We start from the raw sequence: 19915 nt of genomic DNA on the forward strand, positions 1-19915 counted from the left end.
GGGGCATTTCGCCACCGGACATCGCTGTGGCGCACCACGATGGAGGTGTGATGCTTTTCCCCTGCCGTGACGTGACGGCCACGGAATGGATTGCCACGGGCAACGAGCATTGGTGGGACCTGGTGACACTGGGCCCGCGAGGATTCCCGGCATAATCGCGTCTGCATTTCGCCGCCGACCCCACCACCATCGGCGCTCAACGCATCTAGATCGGCTGGCTTGCGCGGATCCCCGCCCTGCCCATCGCATCGGTGTAGGCGGACTGGATGTCCTTCAGCCACAGCTCCTGGTTCGCCGGAGTCCCCTTGAACGCTCGCTCTCCTGGTGCGCGGACCTCATAGATCTTGAACCCGCGCTTGACGATGGCCCGGTTTTCCAGCTTCATGAGTCTCCGGGCCGCCTTATGAGCGTCGGCGCCGTGGGCCACGAGCGCGGATGCCCGCGGAACCTGCTGGAGGAACGAGAGCAGGGGCTTCACGCCATCGGAAATCTGGTCCATCGTCAGGGCACGTTCCTTGCCGTCCGGGATGTACCAGGGATAGGCGTTCCACGGCATGAACGCGTCGGGCCGCAGACCGGCGGCGTCGTAGATCTCGGCCATCCGGATGGAGGCAGGGTCGTCGTTCTCGAACGACATGAAGCCTGATGGGAGCGATGGCCCCGGGTTGGAGAAAAGACTGACGATCTTGCAGCCGTCGACGTCGTGGATCGGGTCGATGTAGGGGACCGATGACCCCGGCTTGGATTCTGCCAGCGTGTCACAGAGCCGATTGACGTCCTCGATCTGTGGGTCATACCGCTGATTCCATTGCTGTTCCCTATAAGCAGGGTCTGCCATACGCTGTACCAATTCAGCCTCCTCGCGGGCGGCGCCTGAAGTGACGCAAACCTGCCCGCAAGGTTCCAGCCTACGCCAGAGCGGTGGAAGACCCCCGGTAGGGGCTGCACCGGAGGCTCACGGCCGGGCCTCCGCGTCCATCGCGTCACTCGCCAGCGACAGTGCGCCGCGCACTCCCGATTCATCTCCCAGCTCAGGGCGCACCACGTAGTCACCAGCAGGGTTCGTCAGGGGATGCTCGGCCAGAGCGGTGCCCACCAACCGCGCCAGCTGTTCCCGAACGACGTCGAGCAGGCCCGGGGTCTTCATGACGCCACCGCCGGCGATGATCCGCTGCGGAGCAGTCGCGTAGGTGATGGTCGCGAGCAGTTGGGCGATGTAGTAGCCGGACAGTACGACGGACTCCTGCTGCCGCGGGCCGAGGTCGGTTCCGGGCTTGCCCCACCGGGCTTCGATCGCTGGCCCCGATACAAGACCCTCGAGGCAGTCGCCGTGGAACGGGCAATTGCCGGCGAACCGGTCGCGGGGGTGCCTCCGAACCAGGATATGACCCAGTTCGGGATGGCTGCGCCAGGAGAGCGGACCGCCGTCGACCACGAGACCCGCACCGACCCCCGTTCCGACCGTCACATAGGCGAGGTCACTGACCCCCCGTCCGGCGCCGGACCGGTGCTCGCCGAGGGCGGCCCCGGTGACATCACTCACCAGCCGCACAGGCGTTCCTGACGCGAGGTGCAGGTTCTCCAGCAGATCCGTGCTGCGCCAACCGGGTTTCGGGGTGGAGGTGATCCACCCGAACCGGGGCGACTCGACGTCGACATCGACCGGCCCGAACGAGGCAATCCCCACGGCGTCGAAGCGTCCGTCGTCGGCGTGATCTGCGAGGAAGTCACGAATCGCCGCGAGCGTCTCCTCGGGTGAAGTGGTTTCGATCCGCGTGTCGGCCAGAATGGTGCCCGGGTCCTGCCGATCGGCGACGGCGCAGATCACCTTGGTCCCGCCGGTCTCGATCCCGGCGATCACAGGACGGCCGTCCGCTCCGGCAACAGCCCGCAACCCGGTTCGAGCCGGACCTCCGGCGTCCCCGTAATGCTGCAGCAGGTGACGGCTCGGGGTTCGTCGGGCATTCTGTCGAGCATCAAGAGCGTCCGGGACATGGTCAACCTCGCGGGATCGGCGGTCGGGTCGCCTCCATCCTCCCACCGGTCGCACCACCGCGCACCGGCCGTCCAGGCCTGCGATCGCTATACCGTTCCCTTCATCGGCTGGCAGTGCGGACACCACCAGGTCCGACGTCGACCGGGGTCCCCGGGCACCTCGGCCCTGACCTGCACGGTGGTCCCGCAGCGCTGGCACGGTCTTCCCCCACGCCCGGCCACCCAGTGCTGTTCGCCCCGGCGCGTGTTCCCCGTGGTGACCTGATGCGCTCCGGGCCGAAAAGCGGAGAAACGCAGGCAACGGGCGCCGAGGGCCACCAAGGCCGGCACGTCGACGTCGGCCATGACCGTGTCCGGGTGGAGACCGCGGAGGAAACAGAGCTCGTTGGCCCAGAGGTTGCCGAAGCCTGCCACGTTGCGCTGGTCGAGCAGCGCTGCAATGACCCGCTGGCCGGCATCGCGCCGAAGTCTTCGGACCGCCTCGGCGGCAGACCAGTCGGCGCGGAGCGGATCGGGTCCCAGGTGCCCGACGACGTCGCGCTCCGACCGGGAGGCCACCAACTCGACGACCGGCAGATTCAGCCCGTAGGCGGTAGGCCCGCTCTCCACGGCCAGGATGACGCGCACCTCGGACAGCACGTTCGGGGGCAGCCTCCTGCCGGGAACGGTCACCGTCCAGGACCCCTGCATGCGGAGGTGCGTGTGGAGCGTGAGACCGCCGGAGAAGCGGGTCAACAGGTGCTTGCCGTGCGTCTCGTGCTCCAGTACCCGCGCACCGTCGAGCGCCTCGGCCGCGTGGGCCGGCACCCTGAGATCGCCGCGGATCAGCGTCCGACCATCGAGAGACCTCCGCAGACGCCCGGCGAGACGGAACACGCTGTCACCCTCGGGCACGCGCCCTCCCCTCCACCACTAGGAGCAACAGGCTAACTTTTGCCACCGACACGCCCCTGGAATCAACGGACATCGCTTCCGTTATCCATCCCTGCCGGATACGCTATTGATTCGCCGGGCCTTTCCGGCGTGCGCGGTCCAGAAGAGGGCCCGATTCTCGTGTCATCCTCGTACCGGAGAACAAGGCCCCATGACCACCAGACTGTCGCCATCCGAAGACTTCCCGGAAGACCTCGCCGCACTCGACCTGCCCGAGGTCGAAATCCTCAACAGCAAGATCCACCGCGAACTCGACTACGAGTACATCCACGCCGGCGAGCCGTCCCTGGAGACGGAGATCCGCCAGGAGGAACTCGCGGAGGAACTGGACCGGCGCGAGAAGCAGCCGCAGTCGGACCCCGTTCGACCTTCGCAGTCCGACGTCGTACGGCCCCTGCTGCGATCCTCCTGAACACAGGCGATCACCTGCAGGCCCAATGGTCTAGATTCATCAGGGAACGCAGTCCATCGGAGGGAGAACGACATGAAGAACAAACTGGTTTTCAGCGCAGGAATGGCGGTCGGCTATGTCCTGGGCGCCCGGGCCGGTCGTGACAGCTACGAACAGCTCAAGTCGAAGGCACAGGAACTGTGGGGCAACCCCAAGGTCCAGGACACCGTGAGCAACACCGCCGAGACCATCAAGGACAAGGCTCCGGAGGTGCAGGACGCCCTGAAGGATGCCCTGCCGACGAGCGGTTCGGGTGGTAAGGACGCGGGGAAGGACTCCCAGCAGTCCGCTGAGCGTTCCGGCGCCGACGGAACGACCTCCTCGACGACGTCGACAACCGGTGGGACCGATGGCGGAACCGATGGCACCAGTGGCGGCTCGGGTCGTACGGGCCCGAGCGGCGGGGACCCGTGGGAGCTGGAGGATCAGCCGTTCCAGGCACAGGACGAGGACACGCGCCCCGAGCTCGGCAAGGACTTCGGGAAGTAGACATCCGCACTATCGCGTGACGAAGGGTCCCGGTTGCTGCCGGGGCCCTTCGTCGTCAGTACGCCTTGCCGGCCAAGAGCTCAGTTCCCGGAAGGCAGCCCCAGTGCGGCGATGAGGGAGGCGAAGCGCTCGTTCCCGGCGAGGTCCCCGACGAGCACCGCCCTTCCCCCGGCGTCGGCCAGCGGTATGCGCCAGTTGGGATACTCGTCGTCGGTGCCGGGCTGGTTCTGGGTGCGGCGCTCGCCCACGGCGTCGGCGAGCGCGACGCCGAGCAGCACCGACGGGGTCTGGCCGATGAAGGCGTGCAGTGCCTCGACCGTCTGCTGAAGCCCCGGGGCCTCGCCCAGCAGGCCGCGCTCGCGCAGGAGCCGGAAGAACTTCTCCTGGACCGCGCGGTCCTCGGCCTGCTCCTCCTCGACGGGCCGGCTGAGCAGACCGAGCTCCTCCCGCAACACCACGTGCTCTCCCTCGAGGTAGCCGGCGCTCGGCGGCAGATCGTGCACGGTCACCGTCGTCAGGCACGCTGCACGATACGTCTCGGGGGCAAGGGGCCCGTCCTCGTCCTGTTCGAACCAGAGGATCGAGGTACCGAAGATCCCCCGCTCGGCAAGATACTCCTGGACGCCCGGTTCGAAGACACCGAGGTCCTCACCGATCACGATCGCGCCCGCCCGTTCCGCTTCGAGGGCCAGGATGCCGATGAGTGCCTGGTGGTCGTAGTAGACGTAGGCGCCGGCCCCGGGCGCCTGTCCCTGCGGGATCCACCACAACCGGAAGAGCCCGAGAATGTGATCCACCCGGATCCCCCCGGCGTGCGTGAGGATGTTACGGAGCATGTCGCGGAAGGCCGCATACCCCGATGCGGCCAGCCGCCGCGGATGCCAGGGCGGCTGGCTCCAGTCCTGGCCGTGCTGGTTGAACATGTCCGGCGGCGCTCCCACGCTGATACCGGACGCGAGGACGTCCTGCAGCGCCCAGGCGTCGGCACCGCTCGGGTGCACACCCACGGCGAGGTCGTGCACCACCCCGATCGTCATTCCGACGCCTGTCGCTGTCAGCTGCGCCTCCTGCAGCTGCTCGTCGAGCAGCCACTGCAGCCATGCATGGAACTCGATGCGCTCGGCGTGACGCTCGGCGAACTCACGGGCGCCCTGCGATCCCGGCCGTCCGACGTCGTCCCAGGCTCGTGCGCCGGGCTCGAAAGTCTCCGCGAGCGTGGACCAGAGGGCGAAATCGGTCAGTCCCTGGCCCTGGCGTGAACGGTAGGCGTCGAAGCCGTGCTGGCGCTGCTCGGGACGCTCCACGGCGAACAGGAGCTCGAGTGCCTCGAGCTTCGCGGCATAGGACGAGTCGCGGTCGAGCAGGTCGGCGGCGGTGTTGGCCTGCTCGAAACCTGCTGCGAGCTCGTCCACGCGGGCGCGCGCGGCGTGGTCGAGGCGGGAGTACTCGGGGATGTCCTCGATGCGCAGGTAGAGCGGGTGGAAGAAACGCCGCGTGGTGGGGAGGTAGGGCGAGGGTTCCACGGGAGGCGTCGGCTCCGCCGCGTGGAGCGGGTTCACCAGCACGAAGTCCCCGCCCCTGTCGGCCGTGGCCCGCGCCAGCTGCCCCAGATCGGCGAGGTCCCCGATGCCCCAGGACCCGGCGGAGCGCACGGAGTAGAGCTGGGCCATGAGTCCCCAGCTGCGGCGGTCCATGAGGGCCGCCGTCGTACTCAGCCGATCCGGTGTGACCACGAAGGTGCACGAGGACTCCTGCCCCTCGACGCTCGCGTGGAGCGTGTGCCAGCCCAGCGGCAGCTCCCCCGGAATGCGTCCCTCGCGCCGCTCCAGATCCTGTCCGTCGACGGTCATGGTCTGCGTCGCCTCACCCACGGTGCCGTTGTGGCGCAGACCGTCCTCGTCGACCACCCAGAGCTCCACCTCGGCACCGGCGGGCGTGTGGAGAGTCACCGGCTCGGTGTCGCTGCGGCGCACCACGACGACGTCGGGGAGGACGGAGCGCCAGGGGGCACGCTCGACGTCGGCGAGCGCCCGCTCGATCACGGCATCAGAGGAGACATCGACTCCCATGGCCGCGAGCACGGCGACGAGGGTTTCCGGGGCCACGCGGGCAGGCTTGCCGTCCCACCCCTTGAACGTGGTTCCCACGCGGTGAGCTGCAGCGAGCTCCTCGAGGAGGGATGTGACGAGCGGCGCGGCTTGGTGGGGCTGTGTCGAATCGGGCATCCCTTCAATCTAGGCGAGCGGAGGCCTGACGGGTATTCGGCGGACTCCCGGCGCCGTCGGCCGCGCTACGCGCTCCCCGTGATTCTCCGGCCTCGATCCTCGGGATGTGTTCCTCAGGCCGTCGGAAGGGTTCCGTCGAGCGGTAGACCGGCCGTGACGAAATCCACGTGCATCTCGGTCTGGCGAAGAGCGGAGAGCAGATGCAGACCTGCGAGTCCGTTCCATCTCGCCGTCCAGGTCAGCCGGGAGGCGATCTCCCAGATACTGGGGCCGCCGGAACCGGGCGTGGTCCCCTCGAGGATCGCCGCGACCTCCCTGGTGCGCACCAGGTGGTGGTCCAGGCACGTACGAGCCCGTTCTGCAAGACCGCGGAAACGGTGCTCGTGGCCGGGGAGCGCCTCGTAGCTGCCGTAGGGTTCGAGCCTCGCCACGGACACGATGTAGTCGGCCAGGGGGTTCGACGCCGTGGGACCCCCGAGTCCGAGACCGGCGAACACCGTCGGCAGCACGTGGTCCCCGGTGTAGAGGAGACCACGCTCGTCGTCACGCAGGCAGATGTGCCCGGCGGTGTGACCGGGCGTCGCCATCACCTCGACGCGGAACCCCGGGAGGTCCAGGAGCTCACCGTCCACGAGGTCCTGATCCACGGACAGCGCCAGATGCTCTGGGGAACGATCGACGAAGCCGACCAGTTCGCGCCGTCGCCCCTCCGGTACACCCCACGCCTCCAGCCGGGCAAGGGCCTCGTCGAGGTCCAGCAGGCGGGTGCTGTGCCTCTCCAGCACCCGCCGCTCCACGCCGTGCAGCGCCAACGGAGCACCGGAGGCGGCCCGGAGGTGGGCCGCCAGGCCGACGTGGTCAGGATGCAGGTGCGTTCCGATGATGCCGGTTACAGCGTCGGCACCCGCGCGTCCGGGCGTGAGGGTCGTGAGCGCCGACAGCAGCCGCTCCCAGTTCGCAGCCGAGTCCCACCCGGGGTCGATGACGTGGACACCGCCGTCGTCCCTGCGCAGCAGGTAGCTGAACGAGTACGCGAGATGACCTCCGGGCATCGGTTGCGCGAGCGCCCAGACGTCCTCGCGCACCTCCTCCAACGCAGGCACCCCACCGTCCGCCGGGGAGGTGGGGTGCCGTTCATCCGTGTCGTCCATGCGTAGTGGGGCGTCCTCAGCCGCCGAACAGTGCCGAGACGCGGATGAGGGTCTGGGTCACTCCGTAGACGAGCGGGAGCCCGACGAGTGCCCAGACGAATGCGAGTCGTGCTGCGGCCATGTCAGGCCTCCTTCACTAGGTGTTCGGTGTTCCGGTCAGGTTCGTGGAACCGGGTATCGACGGGCTTGACGAGCAGATTGGCGATGAAACCGATGATCAGGAGAACCACCATGGTCAGCAGTGCCGGCTGGTACGCGCCGGCCGTCAGTTCCCCTGGCGTCCCCTGGGAATCGAGGAAGGCGTTGACGATCAGGGGCCCGGCAATACCCGCGGCGGACCAGGCGGTCAGCAGCCTGCCGTGGATGGCACCGACCTGGAAGGTGCCGAACAGATCCCGCAGGTACGCCGGAGCAGTGGAGAATCCGCCGCCGTAGAACGAGATGATGATGACCGCCATGGCGACGAACAGGAGCGTGGTCGAGGACCCGGCGAGGGCCAGCACCACGTACAGCACGGCGCCGACGCCGAGGTAGACCATGTAGATGCGCTTGCGGCCGATGGCGTCCGACGCCGTCGACCAGAGGAAGCGCCCACCCATGTTGCCGATCGAGAGCAGGCCGACGAAGCCGCCCGCGACCGCGACCGACACCGCCGTCGTACCGTCGGCGCCGCGGAAGAAGTCCTGGATCATGGGCGAGGCCTGCTCGAGGATGCCGATGCCCGCGGTCACGTTGCAGAACAGGGCGATCCAGACGAACCAGAACTGCGGGGTCCTGATCGCATTGGCTGCCGAGACGTTGTCCGTGGTGATGAGTTTGCGGGTCTTCAGCTTCGCCGGATCGAATCCCGCGGGCCTCCAGCCCTCCGCCGGGACCTTGATGGTGAACGCGCCGAACATCATGTAGACGAGATAGACCGCCGCGAGGGTCAGGAACAGCTTGCCGACGGCGTCGCCGCTCGCCACCCAGCCCTCGACGCCGGAGTCCGGGTCGTACAGCCGCAGCAGCTGGGTGGACAGCGGGCTGGCGACGAGGGCGCCGCCACCGAATCCCATGATCGCCATGCCCGTGGCGAGCCCGGGGCGGTCGGGGAACCACTTGATGAGCGTCGATACGGGAGAGATGTAGCCGATCCCCAGCCCGATACCTCCGATAAAGCCGTATCCCAGGTAGACAAGCCACAACTGATTGGTGAAGATTCCCAGTGCGCCCACCAGGAAGCCGGAGGTCCACAGCAGTGCGGAAGTGAACATCGCCATGCGCGGGCCGTTGCGGTCGACCCAGGTGCCCAGGACAGCTGCGGAAAGGCCCAGCATCACGATCGCGATGGAGAAGATGATGCCGATCTGGGTCAGACTGGCATCGAAGTGCGTGACCAGCGCCGTCTTGTACACGCTGGTGGCGTAGGCCTGGCCGATGCACAGGTGCACGGCCAGCGCCGCCGGCGGAATGAGCCATCTGTTGAATCTGGGGGGCGCGATCGTCCGGTCGCGGCTGAGCCAGCTCATGAAGAATCTCTCTGCGAAAGTCGGTGGCCGCCAGCGGCCGTGGGTGACGAACATCATTATGCGCTGTATCACAGGAAAAGACGCAAATTCAGTGCTCGAACACACGCTGATCCGGCGGTTCCGCATCGCCGAGCGGATCAGAATTCACTACCCAGCCTGCTTGGCGTTTCACCTAGACTGACGCCATGGCCACAGCTGAGCAGGTTCCCGATACCCGATTGAAGCGTGGCATCACCGGGCCGCTGCTCTACCTGTTCATCCTCGGCGACGTCCTGGGCGCCGGCGTCTATGCGCTGGTCGGCGTAATCGCAGGCGAGGTCGGTGGCGCCATCTGGATCCCGCTGATGGTCGCACTGGCGCTGGCGCTGCTGACCGCCGGCTCCTACGCAGAACTCGTGACCAAGTATCCCAAGGCCGGCGGTGCTGCGGTCTTCGCCGAACGTGCGTTCAAGAAGCCGTTCATCTCGTTCCTGGTCGGTTTCTGCATGCTCGCGGCAGGGGTGACGAGCGCGGCCGGCCTGGCGCAGGCCTTCGCCGGCGGTTACCTCACCACGTTCATCGATGTGCCGGTGATTCCCGCAGCACTCGTGTTCCTGGTGCTGCTCGGCCTGCTGAACATGCGCGGTATCAAGGAATCGGTGCGCAGCAACGTGGTCATGACCGTCATCGAGGTCTCCGGGCTGGTGCTGGTGATCGTGGTCGTCGGCATCTTCATCAGTGCCGGCAACGGCGATGTCTCCCGGGTCACCGAGTTCCCTCCGGGCGTCGGTCCGGCGACGGCGGTCCTGTCGGCCTCGCTGATCGCCTACTACTCGTTCGTGGGCTTCGAGGTCTCCGCCAACGTCGCGGAGGAGGTCAGGGACGTCAGCCGCGTCTATCCCCGCGCACTGTTCGGTGCGCTCCTCACCGCCGGGCTGGTGTATCTCCTGATCGGTCTCGCCTCCTCGATCGCCCTTCCTCCCGAGGAACTCGCCGGTTCCACCTCGCCGCTGCTCGACGTCGTCGCCGCCACCGGGGCCGGCATACCGAACTGGCTCTTCAGCCTCGTGGCGCTCGTGGCGGTCGCCAATGGCGCGCTACTCACCATGATCATGTCCAGCCGCATCACCTACGGCATGTCCGAGCAGGGCCTGTTCCCCTCGATCTTCGACCGCGTCCTGCCGCACCGGCGCACTCCGTGGGTGGCGATCATCGCCACGACGCTGGTTGCGATGGCCCTCACGCTCACCGGCGGGCTCGAGTCCCTGGCGCAGACCGTGGTCCTGCTCCTGCTGTTCGTCTTCCTGAGCACCAACATCGCCGTGATCGTGCTGCGGAAGGAGAAGGTGAACCACCGGCACTTCCGTATCCCGGTGATCTTCCCCTACCTCGCCATCGCCTCCTGCCTCCTGCTCCTGACGCAGCAGAGCGGCGAGATCTGGCTCCGCGCGGGGATTCTCCTCGCGGTGGGCCTGGCACTGTTCGGCATCCAGGCACTCGTCCGCAGTCGCTCGACGTCGACCGAGTCCACCAGGCGCTGACTCCCCGTCCCTTCCTGGGACGCGACCTGCTCTACCAGGCGTGCGGCGCAGGCCTGCGGGTACTCGGCAGGGCGTTGTCGATCCGCCACTGGTGGATCCATTCCGGCAGGACCAGGTCCTCCGGCGGTGCGCCGAACGTCGCGATGATCTCCTCGTTGCTCACCGGGCCGGAGGCGGAGACGAGGCGCGTGGCGATGACGGCGCGCGCGTAGATCTCGTCGTCCACCACGGTGCGCTGCTCGAAGTAGATGGCGCGCTCGTCGAGTCCCAGGATGCGCGTCTCGATGGTGTACCGCCGGCCGAGCGTGAGCGACTTGCGGAAGCTGATGGTCTCCCCTGCGGCCACCGGACTCCAGCCGCGGCGGCGCATCATCTGCCACACGCCGCTTCGCACCATGAGGTCGAACCGTCCGAGATCGAACACCGAGAAGTACATTCCGTTGTTCATGTGCATCGCGATGTCGATATCGGTCAGCAGGACCCTCATCCGCACACTGCCCGCCGACCAGATGCTGAGCGGCGGGCGGCGACGGGACGTCAGGAGCAGCAGCAGAGTGCGGAAGATCAGATGCATGCCTGTCACATTACCCGGCAGTAACATCGCCGGGTCCCGGGTGCGCGCCTACACTCAAGGCATGAGCCGACCCTCTCCCTATGCCCTTCCCTTCGACCGGTACAGGGAGCTCCTGGACCGGGAATACTCCGCCCTCTCGGACCTCGTGCAGCCCACACTCGACCGTTCTGTTCCGGCCTGTCCGGGCTGGAACGGGGAGGATCTCGTCCGGCACACGGCGATCGTCTTCCTGCACAAGGCCGAGACGATCAGGACGGGCGAGAAGCCCAGTCACGGCTGGCCGCCGCTGAGTGTCGGGAGCCTTCCGCCGCAGGCACTCCTGGCCCACTGCTACACACGTCTGACGGAGCAGTTCGACTCCCACGAGCCGGCGGATCGCGCCGAGAGCTGGGTGCCCGAGGACCAGACCGTCGGCTTCTGGATCCGGCGGCTGACGCTCGAGACCATGATCCACCGCTTCGACCTCGAGGAGGCGGCGGCCGGGCCGACGACGCCCCTGGATCCCGACCTCGCGCTCGACGGGATCGACGAGGTGTTCTTCGTCATGTTCGTCCGTGGGAAGCCCGACCCGGATGCCTCGGGAGGAACCATCCGGCTCGAGGTCGGCGCACACTCGTGGGACGTGCGGCTCGACCCCCAGCGCGCCGTCGTCGAGCGCGATGTCCCCGCCGAGGGGCAGGCGACGCTGCGTGCGGAGGCCCAGGAGATGCTCCTCTGGCTGTGGGGACGAGGACCGCAGCCCGAGGGCGCTCCGGATACTGCGGTCGAGCTGCGGAAACGGCTGGCCCGGGCTCTCTGAGCGAAATAATTGCCCTAGGCTAATAACTGAGTCGCAGCATCGATCGATCCAGCATCAGGAGCAGTCATGACCCGCAGTACGCAGATCCAGCTCGTCGCACGTCCCGTCGGCACGCCGACCAGCGAGAACTTCAGGACCGTGAGCGTGGAGCTCCCCGAGCTCGGTCCGGACGAGGTGCGGGTGCGCAACGAGTTCCTGTCCGTCGACCCGTACATGCGTGGGCGCATGAACGACGCGAAGTCCTACATCCCGCCGTTCGGCCTGAACGAGACGATGACCGGGGCCGCGGTGGGCCACGTGATCGACTCGACGTCGGACGCCCTTCCCGTGGGTACCGCAGTGCTTCACAGCTACGGCTGGCGTGATGTCGCCCAGGGGCCGGCGGCGCACTTCTCGGCCCTGCCCGAGACCGCCCTGTCCCTGTCCGTCTTCCTCGGGGCCGCCGGCATGACCGGTCTGACCGCGTACGTGGGCCTCAAGCGCATCGCCGGCCTGGCCGAAGGGGAGAGCGTCTTCATCTCCGGTGCAGCGGGTGCCGTCGGCACGATCGCCGGTCAGGTGGCCAGGAAACTCGGAGCGTCGCGGGTCATCGGCTCGGCCGGATCGGCGGAGAAGGTCGCGGTCCTCAAGGAGAAGTACGGCTTCGACGAGGCCTTCAACTACAAGGACGCACCCGTCCGGCAGCAATTGCGGACCCTGACGCCCGAGGGGATCGACGTGTACTTCGACAACGTCGGCGGGGATCACCTCGAGGCGGCCCTGGACCGGCTGAACACCAGCGGACGTGTGGCATTGTGCGGGGCGATCTCCCAGTACAACAGCACCGAGCGCTCCCCCGGGCCGGACAATCTGTCCAACCTCGTCACGCGATCCCTCAGACTCGAGGGGTTCACCGTGGGCCAGCACCAGGACCTGCAGGGCGAGTTCGCCGAGCAGATGACCGGGTGGCTCCAGGAGGGCAGTATCGTCTTCGACGAGACGGTGGTGGACGGCATCGACCATGCGCTGGACGCCTTCTTCGACATGATGAACGGGGCGAACACGGGCAAGATGCTCGTGCGGATCTAGGTCGACCCGAGGCGCCGCACGTCCCATCGGAACCGTAGCTCCGGTCGGAAAGGATGCTCGACGCGTGCTCGAAACTGCAGTGATCCTCGCCGCCGCGTTCTGGGCGGGCATGATCAACGTCGTCGTCGGTTCCGGCACGCTGGTGACCTTCCCCACCCTGCTGCTCTTCGGCTACTCGCCGATCGTCGCGAACATCTCCAACAGCATCGGGATCGTCGGCGGCGGCCTGTCGGGGTCCTGGGGGTACCGCCGCGAGATCGCGGCGAACAAGCGGCTCCTCCTGCGGCTTCTGCCGCTCTCGGTCCTCGGCGGTCTCGCGGGCGCCCTGCTGCTGCTGGTGCTGCCCCCGGAGGCCTTCCAGGCGATAGTCCCCGCCCTGATCGTCCTGGGCCTGGTGATGGTCGCGATAGCGCCCCATGTGCAGCGGAGTGCGGCCGCCAAAGCCGGACAGGCAGCGCCGGACGCGGCACCGTCCCGGCGTCGGGCCCTGCTCCTGCTCGTGGGGATCGGACTCCTCGGCGTCTACGGGGGCTACTTCGGCGCAGCGCAGGGCATCCTGATCGTCGGTCTGATGAGCATGGTCACGCTGGAGAGCCTGCAGCGGATCAACGCGATCAAGAATGTGCTCACCACGGTGGTGAACGGCGTCGCCGCCCTCACGTTCATGGTGTTCGCCTGGGACTTCATCGACTGGACCGTGGTGCTGCTCATCGCCGTCGGTGCGACCCTCGGCGGCCTCGCGGGAGCGAGGGTGGGCCGCAGGCTCTCACCCACGGCGCTGCGGGTCACCATCCTCGTCATCGGCACGATCGCCCTGATCCGGATCGTCTTCTTCAGCTGACCCGTCGGCTCCTCAGGGCCGGAGCAACTGCCGGCGCCACCCGGCGCCAAAGCGGGTGTACAGCAGCCGGGTGTGCAGTCGCTGCTGGTCGGCCTGCCAGAACTCCACCGTCCGCGGAGCCACCGTGAAGACCGTCCACGTGGTCGACGCCAGGCCGTCGGCGGCCTCGAGGCGGTGCACCTGCTCCTCGACGGCAGCGTCGAGCTCATCGCGGTCGGCCATCACCTCGCTCTGCCCGCCGGCGAGCACCAGGGCACGGGCCACGGGATGCCGACGCTGGAAATCGGCGTCGTTCTCCTCGGTACTGCCCACCGACACGGGGCCACGGACCCGTACCTGGCGGCCGGCCGCGGGCCAGAAGAACGTCAGCGCAGCAGCGGGATGCGCCTGCAGCTGACGTCCCTTCGGGCTGTCACTGCTCGAGGCGACCTGCCATCCGGTAGGGCCGACCTCCTTGAGGATCACCACGCGCGCATCCGGCATGCCGTCGTCGTCGACCGTCGAGAGGGTGAGCGCGTGCGGGGCCGCGATCCCGTCGGCCACGGCCTGCGTCAGCCACGCGAGGAAGAGCTCCACCGGCGCATCAGGTGCCGTCCCGGGGTCGAAGGACGGCATCTCGTCGGGGAAGACGGGAACACCCTGGACGACGTCGCGGATCCGCTCTGCTTCATGCATGGCGTCAGCGTAACCCGCGGGCTCGCGTCGTGAGCGTGGAAAGTACGGGGCGTGACTGCGGGTCGACCCGCATAGAGTCGGTGGATGCCAACCGACGACGATCATGTAGGACAGCGGAATCTGACCAGCTGGGTGACGCCTGTGGGGCGTTTCCTCGTCCGGCGCCTGGAGCCCCTCGCCCGCTGGATCGGCCCCTACGCCGCACTGCTGCTCATCATCGGGATCGGAGGCGGAATCGCGGCCCTTCTGGCGGCGGCGTCGGCCGAGGTGTACGAGGCCGTGGTGGAGTCCGACGACGTCGCGGTCCTCGACCGCCCCATGCTCGATCTCGCGGTGTCGCTGCGTCAGGACTGGCTCGATACCGCCGTGACCTGGTACACCACCATCGGCGGGCCGGTGGGCATGCCGATCATCGCCGTTGTCATCATGGTGCTGCTCGCGCTGCATCGCCGCTCGTGGACCCCGGTCATCCTGATCCCGGCCGCCGGCTTCGGCTCCCTGCTGATGACCGTCGCGGGCAAGGACGCCATCGGCAGGCTCCGACCACCGCTGGAATTCGCCGTGCCTCCCTACGAGACCTCGCCGTCGTTCCCCAGCGGGCACTCCCTCAATGCGCTGGTCATCGCCGGGATCGTGGCGTACCTGCTCGTGCTGCGCCAGCACCGCGCGCGCACCAGGGTCCTGACGGTAGCGCTCGCTGTCGTCTTCGCCGTCACCATGGGGCTGAGCCGCGTTTACCTGGGCCACCACTGGTTCACCGATGTGCTGGTGGCGTGGACGCTCGGGACCGCCTGGCTCGCCGTCGTCGTCACAGTTCACCGGCTCTTCCTGACCTTCCAGAGCTCCGGCTCGGCGGAGGACGCTACTCCCGGATAGCCGAATAGCCGGGCTCTGTGGCTCTTCCCGCAGTGTTTCGGCTCGACCATTCCAGCGCTGCAGGATGCACTGCAGGAGCCAACGCGGCATGATGAGGTGCAGGATCAGGTGCTCCGGTGCACCCGAACAGCAGCCGACCAGGAGGACCAGATGTCCCAGGACCCCTATCAGAACCAGCCCCCCGGCAAGCACGAGAACCCGTACGACGGCGGCGCATACAGCCTGCAGGGCACGGGCTCGGCCTACCAGCCCCATGGGCAGTCGTACCAGCAGCCGTATCAGCCCGGCTACTCCGACCCCGGGATGTATCAGCCCGCCTATCAGCGGATGGAGGGGGAGAAGGCAGCCCAGCTCTCCCTCATCCTCGGCATCGTGGGGTTCTTCGTGGCAGGCCTCATCCTCGGACCGCTCGCCATCTGGCAGGCCGGGAAGGCCGAACGGCTCGGTGTGCCGGCGACGGCCGGGAAGATCCTCGGCTGGATCCTGACGATCCTGTACGGGCTGGGGGTTCTCGCGATCCTGCTGTTCGTCATCGTCGCGGTAGCGGGACTCGGGGCAACGGCCAGCTACAGCGGGTGAACCGGTGTCCCATCGATCGAAGACCAAGAGCACCGATACCGGCGTAGCGGAGGAACTCTGGCAGCAGTTCCGCGCAGCACGCACCGCGAGCCTCAGGGAACCGCACGGCTGGCTGACGCTCACCTCCCTCCAGTGGCTCGACGAGACCTGCGCCGCTATGGAGATCGTTCCCGGGCTGTGGTCCGCCACAGGTGATCGGGCATGCCTCACGGCTTCCACGGACGACGGGCTGACCGAACTGCGCACCGGTCGGCGCGTCGCGGGTACCGTCACCGCGGTGCTCGACGACGAGGAATCGCTCTTCTGGGTCTCCCACGGAGGGAAGGACGGAGACCGGATCGTCGTCGAACTGGCGCGCCGCGCGGGTCGGTATGCCATTCGTACCCGGGATGCCGAGTCCCCGACCCTCACCGGGTTCACCGGAGTACCGGTCTTCGGCTACCGGCCCGATCTCGTGCTGGAGGGACGCTTCGAGCCATACCCCGCCCCGCTCGTCGAACCCATCAGGACGGCCCACCCGGCGGTACAGGCGCGCCACACCGGCGTGGGCGACGTCGTCTTCGCCCTCCCGTCCCTCCCGGAGGGACCGCGCGAGGTGCGGCTGAGGGCCGCCCGGGACGACACCGGCTCACTCTCCATCACGTTCCACGACGCCACCAACGGCAGCACCACCGCGCTGTGGCGCAGGCTCACGACGCCGCCTCCCGCACCGGACGGCGCAGTGGTCCTGGATTTCAACAGGGCCATCAACTACCCCAGTGCCTTCACGCCCTTCGGTACGTGCCCGATGCCCGTGAGCTCGAATACCGTGGACGCACCGATCGAGGCAGGAGAGCGGCAGCCGACCGGCATCGGACCGGCCCGCTGAGGTCCGGCCGTGCTCAGCCCGGTGACTCCTCAGTCCGGTGACTCCTCAGTCCGACGAGCCAGCGGCGAGGATGATCCCCCGGGCGTAGGCGGCCTGACCCACATGCTGTTCGGCATCCTCGAGGACGCTCACGAGCCGTACCAGCAGTGTCACCGGTGGATCCCACCGGACGTCCACCACTCGATGCAGATCCTCGTCCTGCAGCCCGGCGATGAGGTTCATGACCAGCTCGTGAACTGCTCCGAAGTACTCGAGCAGTTGCTCTCCTGAACTGACCTTCACCTGATCGACCTGCTCAGACGTGTGCCCCCAGCCGGTGTCCCTTGGGTCGATGGACAGTCCCCAGCGTTCGGCGTAGCCATCGGCGCGCCAGAGTTCGGGGTGCCCGAAGGCCTCGGAGAAATGAGCATCCGCGATGCGGGTCAGATGCCAGATGAGCCATGCCACGGAGTTGCCGACGCCACCCGGACGCACCGACAGCTGGTCGGCGTCCAGATCCTTGACCGCGCTGCGCATCAGATCGGGCAGGCGTCCGTATCCTTCGTTCAGGACATCGATCGGCTTCATGGCCGTCCCTCCTGGACAGGGGTGGGTACGACGTGCTCAGGCTGTTTCACTGTCAGCTCCACTGGTGTCGGGTCCGCGGCCGGTCGTCCGGTCGCTCCATGCAGTGTAGCCAGCGCGGAGTCGCAACCAGAACGTAGGATCTGTTTTCCGACCAGACGCGACTTCTCCGGTCATCCTCGACCGAGCGGCCGCACCCGATGCCCGACGACGAGCACAGGAACCCTCATGCAGATCCCTTCCCGTACATCCCTCCCACCGGCCCTTCGACGTCGGATCCCGAGCGTCGCCGACCTTGCGCCCCTCATGCAGTTCAGGAAGCCCGAGTTCGGAACAGCGGCCCGGCTGAAGCAGGCCAACACCATCTGGGATCTGCGCGACATGGCCAAACGACGCACTCCCACCGCACCGTTCGACTACACCGACGGCGCGGCCGAGGCCGAGATCTCCCTGGCCCGCGCCCGTGAGGCCTTCCTCGAGCTGGAGTTCCGTCCCGGGATCCTCCGCAATGTGGAGACCGTCAGCACCACCGCCGCGGTCCTCGGGCAGACCTCGGCGTTGCCCTTCGGGATCGCGCCCACCGGGTTCACCCGCATGATGCAGTCGGAGGGCGAGTACGCCGGATCGCAGGCGGCCGAGGCCGCGGGCATCCCGTACACGCTCTCCACCATGGGCACCGCGTCCATCGAGGACGTGGCACAGGCAGCACCTGGCGGGCGCAACTGGTTCCAGCTGTATCTCTGGACGGATCGGGAGCGCTCCATGGAGTTGATCCGTCGCGCCGCCGCCGCGGGGAACGACACCCTGATGGTCACGGTGGACACCGCCGTCGCCGGGGCCCGCCTCCGCGACGTCCGCAACGGCATGACCATCCCGCCCGCCCTGACCCTGAAGACCGTGATCGATGCCTCCTACCGGCCCGGCTGGTGGTTCAACTTCCTCACCCACGAGCCGCTCTCCTTCGCCTCGCTCTCGCGCTATTCGGGCACCGTGGCCGATCTCATCAACTCGATGTTCGACCCCACCCTCACCTTCGAGGACCTCGACTGGCTACGCGAGGTGTGGAAGGGCAATCTCGTGGTCAAGGGGATCCAGACGCTCGACGACGCGAAGAAGGCCGTGGACCACGGAGCCGACGGCATCATCCTGTCCAACCACGGGGGCCGCCAGCTGGACCGCGCCCCGATCCCCCTGCACCTGCTGCCCCGTGTCGCCGCCGAGCTCAAGGGCAGGACGGAGATCATCCTCGACACGGGGATCATGAGCGGCGGGGACATCGTCGCAGCCATCGCCCTCGGCGCGGACTTCACCCTGATCGGCCGCGCGTATCTCTACGGCCTCATGGCCGGTGGTCGCAGGGGCGTCGATCGCACCATCGAGATCCTGGCAACGCAGACCGCACGCACCATGCAGCTGCTCGGCGTGGACCGGATCGGGGACCTGACCCCGGACCACGTCCACCTGCTCGGAGGGGCGGCGGCCGACGTCGAGCACGCGGGACTGATGCAGTAGCGCTCTCGGCTCCGTCGAGACTGCACATATGACCGCGTGCGCCCCTCCGAGCCGGTCATATCTGCGATCTCGACCCATGCGTCCGTGGTTGGATGAGCCATGGGGACAAAAGCGCTGCACGTCATGGTCGTGGTCCTGATGAGTCTTGCGGCCGTCTCCTGTACCGGCGGCGCGCCCGACTCGGACGAGTCAGTACCCACGCCCGGTGCATCGACGTCGGCCGCCGCCGAGCCGACCGATCGCCTCGAGAACAGACTCGCGTCCCTGACCGATCTGGAGGGCAGGCCGCTCTACATCGAGCCGGAGAGCCGGACCCGGGCCCTCCTCGAGGCCGGATCGACGCCGCCACCGGTCGAGCCCACGTATTCGCCGACCGAGTGCGCTCCCCCGCAGGAGTTCACACCGCCGCCGGAATCCCTCGAAGGGGTGTGGGGCCGGAGCAATCTCAATGACGGCGAGTATCGCCTGGAGGTCTGGATCTACACGGCTCCCGAGGAGGAGCTCGTCGAGTACCTCATTCCGTCCGACGTCGAGGTAGACGCACTCTGTCAGGACTTCGCCTTTTCATTCAGCGGGATCACGCAGAACTTCTCCTACACCCTGCGCGATTCACCTCCGGTGGCACCGCATGCGCAGCGCTACCACTACACGGTGACCCAGGACGGTTCTACAACGCGTTATGTGACGATCGCCGCGGTCAACGGCACCGTTGCGACTGTCGTGACGCTGTCGACCGACGAACCGGCCGACCGTGCCATGAGCGACGCCATACTCCGCCTCGCCCAGCAGGCCACGCAGCGGATCGACGAAGAATGAGATGCATCGGAGTACTTCCCGTTGAAACCACAGATATGACCGCACACATCCGTCCGGACCGGTCGTATCTGCGGTTTCAACCGGCGGTCAGAGTTCCTGCAGGGCTGCCGTCCGGTCTCCGCCGGCGTCGCCCGTGTTGATCGTCCCCTTGGGCTCGAACAGGAGCGCAGAGACCTCCTCGTCCGCGCGCGGGCAGTGCTCGACGCCGGCGGGAACCACGAAGACGTCGTCCGGCCCCAGCTCCACGTCCCGGTCGCGGAGCTGGATGGTCAGGTGGCCGCTGCGTACCATGAAGAGTTCATCGGTGTCCGGGTGGGTGTGCCAGACGAACTCGCCCTGCAGCTTCACCACCTTGACGTCGTAGTCGTTGACACTCGTGAGCCGATGGGGTTGCCAGTGCTCCGAGATCAGGTCGAGGGCGGCGGACACGTTGCGGACATCAGGTTCCATCCCTCCATCATGACCGCACCT

General features: G+C 67.6%; 22 protein-coding genes. 11 read left to right on the top strand and 11 right to left on the bottom strand.

From position 1 onward, the window contains the following. Nucleotides 1–205: 205 nt before the first annotated feature. The 3 genes from E8P82_RS01205 to E8P82_RS01215 all read right to left on the bottom strand — a co-directional run bounded on the left by E8P82_RS01205 (nt 206) and on the right by E8P82_RS01215 (nt 2889). Nucleotides 206–838, bottom strand: coding sequence for a uracil-DNA glycosylase family protein (locus E8P82_RS01205; protein ID WP_136452661.1), 633 nt, complete (start codon nt 836–838; stop codon nt 206–208). 117 nt (nt 839–955) lie between these two features. Beyond that, nucleotides 956–1861, bottom strand: a complete 906-nt coding sequence (locus E8P82_RS01210) for an ROK family protein (protein ID WP_136452662.1) — start codon at nt 1859–1861, stop codon at nt 956–958. 221 nt (nt 1862–2082) lie between these two features. After that, a complete protein-coding gene (locus E8P82_RS01215) occupies nt 2083–2889 on the bottom strand; it encodes a DNA-formamidopyrimidine glycosylase family protein (protein WP_136452663.1) in 807 nt (268 codons plus the stop codon). 190 nt (nt 2890–3079) lie between these two features. Here E8P82_RS01215 and E8P82_RS01220 point away from each other — a divergent pair, with 190 nt between their 5' ends. Further along, on the top strand, nt 3080–3340 hold the full coding sequence (locus E8P82_RS01220) for a hypothetical protein (protein ID WP_211096767.1): 261 nt from the start codon (nt 3080–3082) through the stop codon (nt 3338–3340). Between the two features lie 72 nt (nt 3341–3412). Beyond that, the gene (locus E8P82_RS01225; protein WP_136452664.1) at nt 3413–3868 is read left to right on the top strand and encodes a YtxH domain-containing protein; all 456 of its coding nucleotides are present in this window, start codon (nt 3413–3415) and stop codon (nt 3866–3868) included. Nucleotides 3869–3948: 80 nt separating this feature from the next. Here E8P82_RS01225 and malQ read toward each other — a convergent pair whose 3' ends face one another. The 4 genes from malQ to E8P82_RS01240 form a co-directional block, all read right to left on the bottom strand. Next, nucleotides 3949–6093 (bottom strand): 4-alpha-glucanotransferase, encoded by a 2145-nt coding sequence (malQ, locus tag E8P82_RS01230; RefSeq protein WP_136452665.1) that lies wholly within the window; start codon nt 6091–6093, stop codon nt 3949–3951. A gap of 113 nt (nt 6094–6206) precedes the next feature. Beyond that, nucleotides 6207–7244, bottom strand: coding sequence for an MBL fold metallo-hydrolase (locus E8P82_RS01235; RefSeq protein ID WP_246020870.1), 1038 nt, complete (start codon nt 7242–7244; stop codon nt 6207–6209). A 16-nt stretch (nt 7245–7260) separates the two neighbouring features. Next, entirely contained in the window at nt 7261–7365 is a 105-nt protein-coding gene (locus tag E8P82_RS15470) for an MFS transporter small subunit (protein ID WP_425455968.1), read from the bottom strand. 1 nt (nt 7366) lies between these two features. Next, complete coding sequence (locus E8P82_RS01240; protein WP_136452666.1) at nt 7367–8752, bottom strand: OFA family MFS transporter; 1386 nt, start codon at nt 8750–8752, stop codon at nt 7367–7369. A gap of 185 nt (nt 8753–8937) precedes the next feature. Here E8P82_RS01240 and E8P82_RS01245 point away from each other — a divergent pair, with 185 nt between their 5' ends. After that, complete coding sequence (locus E8P82_RS01245) at nt 8938–10272, top strand: APC family permease (RefSeq protein WP_136452667.1); 1335 nt, start codon at nt 8938–8940, stop codon at nt 10270–10272. A gap of 31 nt (nt 10273–10303) precedes the next feature. On the opposite strand, the gene E8P82_RS01250 is transcribed toward E8P82_RS01245, so the two are convergent. After that, nucleotides 10304–10846, bottom strand: a complete 543-nt coding sequence (locus E8P82_RS01250) for an acyl-CoA thioesterase (protein WP_136452668.1) — start codon at nt 10844–10846, stop codon at nt 10304–10306. 61 nt (nt 10847–10907) lie between these two features. On the opposite strand from E8P82_RS01250, the gene E8P82_RS01255 reads away from it, so the two are divergent. The 3 genes from E8P82_RS01255 (at nt 10908) to E8P82_RS01265 (ending at nt 13554) form a co-directional block, all read left to right on the top strand. Then, the gene (locus E8P82_RS01255; RefSeq protein WP_168796464.1) at nt 10908–11645 is read left to right on the top strand and encodes a maleylpyruvate isomerase family mycothiol-dependent enzyme; all 738 of its coding nucleotides are present in this window, start codon (nt 10908–10910) and stop codon (nt 11643–11645) included. 66 nt (nt 11646–11711) lie between these two features. Next, nucleotides 11712–12713, top strand: coding sequence for an NADP-dependent oxidoreductase (locus E8P82_RS01260; RefSeq protein WP_136452670.1), 1002 nt, complete (start codon nt 11712–11714; stop codon nt 12711–12713). A 64-nt stretch (nt 12714–12777) separates the two neighbouring features. Further along, on the top strand, nt 12778–13554 hold the full coding sequence (locus tag E8P82_RS01265) for a sulfite exporter TauE/SafE family protein (protein ID WP_281275759.1): 777 nt from the start codon (nt 12778–12780) through the stop codon (nt 13552–13554). Nucleotides 13555–13566: 12 nt separating this feature from the next. Here E8P82_RS01265 and E8P82_RS01270 read toward each other — a convergent pair whose 3' ends face one another. Further along, nucleotides 13567–14229: a pyridoxine/pyridoxamine 5'-phosphate oxidase gene (locus E8P82_RS01270; protein WP_136452671.1), complete on the bottom strand. Its 663-nt coding sequence runs from the start codon at nt 14227–14229 to the stop codon at nt 13567–13569. Between the two features lie 84 nt (nt 14230–14313). Between E8P82_RS01270 and E8P82_RS01275 the strand changes: the two genes are divergently transcribed. From E8P82_RS01275 to E8P82_RS01285, 3 genes are all read left to right on the top strand, one after another. After that, nucleotides 14314–15105: a phosphatase PAP2 family protein gene (locus E8P82_RS01275; protein ID WP_136452672.1), complete on the top strand. Its 792-nt coding sequence runs from the start codon at nt 14314–14316 to the stop codon at nt 15103–15105. 150 nt (nt 15106–15255) lie between these two features. After that, nucleotides 15256–15684 carry a DUF4190 domain-containing protein gene (locus E8P82_RS01280; RefSeq protein WP_136452673.1) on the top strand — a complete coding sequence of 143 codons (429 nt, stop codon included), beginning with the start codon at nt 15256–15258 and terminating at the stop codon, nt 15682–15684. Nucleotides 15685–15688: 4 nt separating this feature from the next. Then, the gene (locus E8P82_RS01285) at nt 15689–16552 is read left to right on the top strand and encodes a DUF1684 domain-containing protein (RefSeq protein ID WP_136452674.1); all 864 of its coding nucleotides are present in this window, start codon (nt 15689–15691) and stop codon (nt 16550–16552) included. Between the two features lie 45 nt (nt 16553–16597). On the opposite strand, the gene E8P82_RS01290 is transcribed toward E8P82_RS01285, so the two are convergent. Continuing rightward, the gene (locus tag E8P82_RS01290; RefSeq protein WP_136452675.1) at nt 16598–17119 is read right to left on the bottom strand and encodes a mycothiol transferase; all 522 of its coding nucleotides are present in this window, start codon (nt 17117–17119) and stop codon (nt 16598–16600) included. A 225-nt stretch (nt 17120–17344) separates the two neighbouring features. Between E8P82_RS01290 and E8P82_RS01295 the strand changes: the two genes are divergently transcribed. Together E8P82_RS01295 and E8P82_RS01300 are read left to right on the top strand one after the other, a co-directional pair. Further along, nucleotides 17345–18628 (top strand): alpha-hydroxy acid oxidase, encoded by a 1284-nt coding sequence (locus E8P82_RS01295; RefSeq protein WP_136452676.1) that lies wholly within the window; start codon nt 17345–17347, stop codon nt 18626–18628. A gap of 99 nt (nt 18629–18727) precedes the next feature. Then, nucleotides 18728–19444 carry a hypothetical protein gene (locus E8P82_RS01300; RefSeq protein ID WP_136452677.1) on the top strand — a complete coding sequence of 239 codons (717 nt, stop codon included), beginning with the start codon at nt 18728–18730 and terminating at the stop codon, nt 19442–19444. An 87-nt stretch (nt 19445–19531) separates the two neighbouring features. Here the strand turns inward: E8P82_RS01300 and E8P82_RS01305 are convergent, their stop codons facing one another. After that, entirely contained in the window at nt 19532–19894 is a 363-nt protein-coding gene (locus E8P82_RS01305; protein WP_136452678.1) for a cupin domain-containing protein, read from the bottom strand. Nucleotides 19895–19915 lie beyond the last annotated feature (21 nt).

The sequence above is a fragment of the Arthrobacter echini genome (assembly GCF_004803505.1).
Taxonomy (GTDB): domain Bacteria; phylum Actinomycetota; class Actinomycetes; order Actinomycetales; family Micrococcaceae; genus Arthrobacter_D; species Arthrobacter_D echini.

Bases quoted from the DNA above. Each gene is read 5' to 3' on its own strand.
- E8P82_RS01235 (WP_246020870.1), bottom strand. From the start codon at position 7,244: ATGGACGACACGGATGAACGGCACCCCACCTCCCCGGCGGACGGTGGG.
- malQ (WP_136452665.1), bottom strand. From the start codon at position 6,093: ATGCCCGATTCGACACAGCCCCACCAAGCCGCGCCGCTCGTCACATCC.
- E8P82_RS01240 (WP_136452666.1), bottom strand. From the start codon at position 8,752: ATGAGCTGGCTCAGCCGCGACCGGACGATCGCGCCCCCCAGATTCAAC.
- E8P82_RS01280 (WP_136452673.1), top strand. From the start codon at position 15,256: ATGTCCCAGGACCCCTATCAGAACCAGCCCCCCGGCAAGCACGAGAAC.
- E8P82_RS01225 (WP_136452664.1), top strand. From the start codon at position 3,413: ATGAAGAACAAACTGGTTTTCAGCGCAGGAATGGCGGTCGGCTATGTC.
- E8P82_RS01305 (WP_136452678.1), bottom strand. From the start codon at position 19,894: ATGGAACCTGATGTCCGCAACGTGTCCGCCGCCCTCGACCTGATCTCG.
- E8P82_RS01300 (WP_136452677.1), top strand. From the start codon at position 18,728: ATGGGGACAAAAGCGCTGCACGTCATGGTCGTGGTCCTGATGAGTCTT.
- E8P82_RS01255 (WP_168796464.1), top strand. From the start codon at position 10,908: ATGAGCCGACCCTCTCCCTATGCCCTTCCCTTCGACCGGTACAGGGAG.
- E8P82_RS01245 (WP_136452667.1), top strand. From the start codon at position 8,938: ATGGCCACAGCTGAGCAGGTTCCCGATACCCGATTGAAGCGTGGCATC.
- E8P82_RS01290 (WP_136452675.1), bottom strand. From the start codon at position 17,119: ATGAAGCCGATCGATGTCCTGAACGAAGGATACGGACGCCTGCCCGAT.
- E8P82_RS01205 (WP_136452661.1), bottom strand. From the start codon at position 838: ATGGCAGACCCTGCTTATAGGGAACAGCAATGGAATCAGCGGTATGAC.
- E8P82_RS01275 (WP_136452672.1), top strand. From the start codon at position 14,314: ATGCCAACCGACGACGATCATGTAGGACAGCGGAATCTGACCAGCTGG.
- E8P82_RS15470 (WP_425455968.1), bottom strand. From the start codon at position 7,365: ATGGCCGCAGCACGACTCGCATTCGTCTGGGCACTCGTCGGGCTCCCG.
- E8P82_RS01270 (WP_136452671.1), bottom strand. From the start codon at position 14,229: ATGCATGAAGCAGAGCGGATCCGCGACGTCGTCCAGGGTGTTCCCGTC.
- E8P82_RS01220 (WP_211096767.1), top strand. From the start codon at position 3,080: ATGACCACCAGACTGTCGCCATCCGAAGACTTCCCGGAAGACCTCGCC.
- E8P82_RS01260 (WP_136452670.1), top strand. From the start codon at position 11,712: ATGACCCGCAGTACGCAGATCCAGCTCGTCGCACGTCCCGTCGGCACG.
- E8P82_RS01295 (WP_136452676.1), top strand. From the start codon at position 17,345: ATGCAGATCCCTTCCCGTACATCCCTCCCACCGGCCCTTCGACGTCGG.
- E8P82_RS01250 (WP_136452668.1), bottom strand. From the start codon at position 10,846: ATGCATCTGATCTTCCGCACTCTGCTGCTGCTCCTGACGTCCCGTCGC.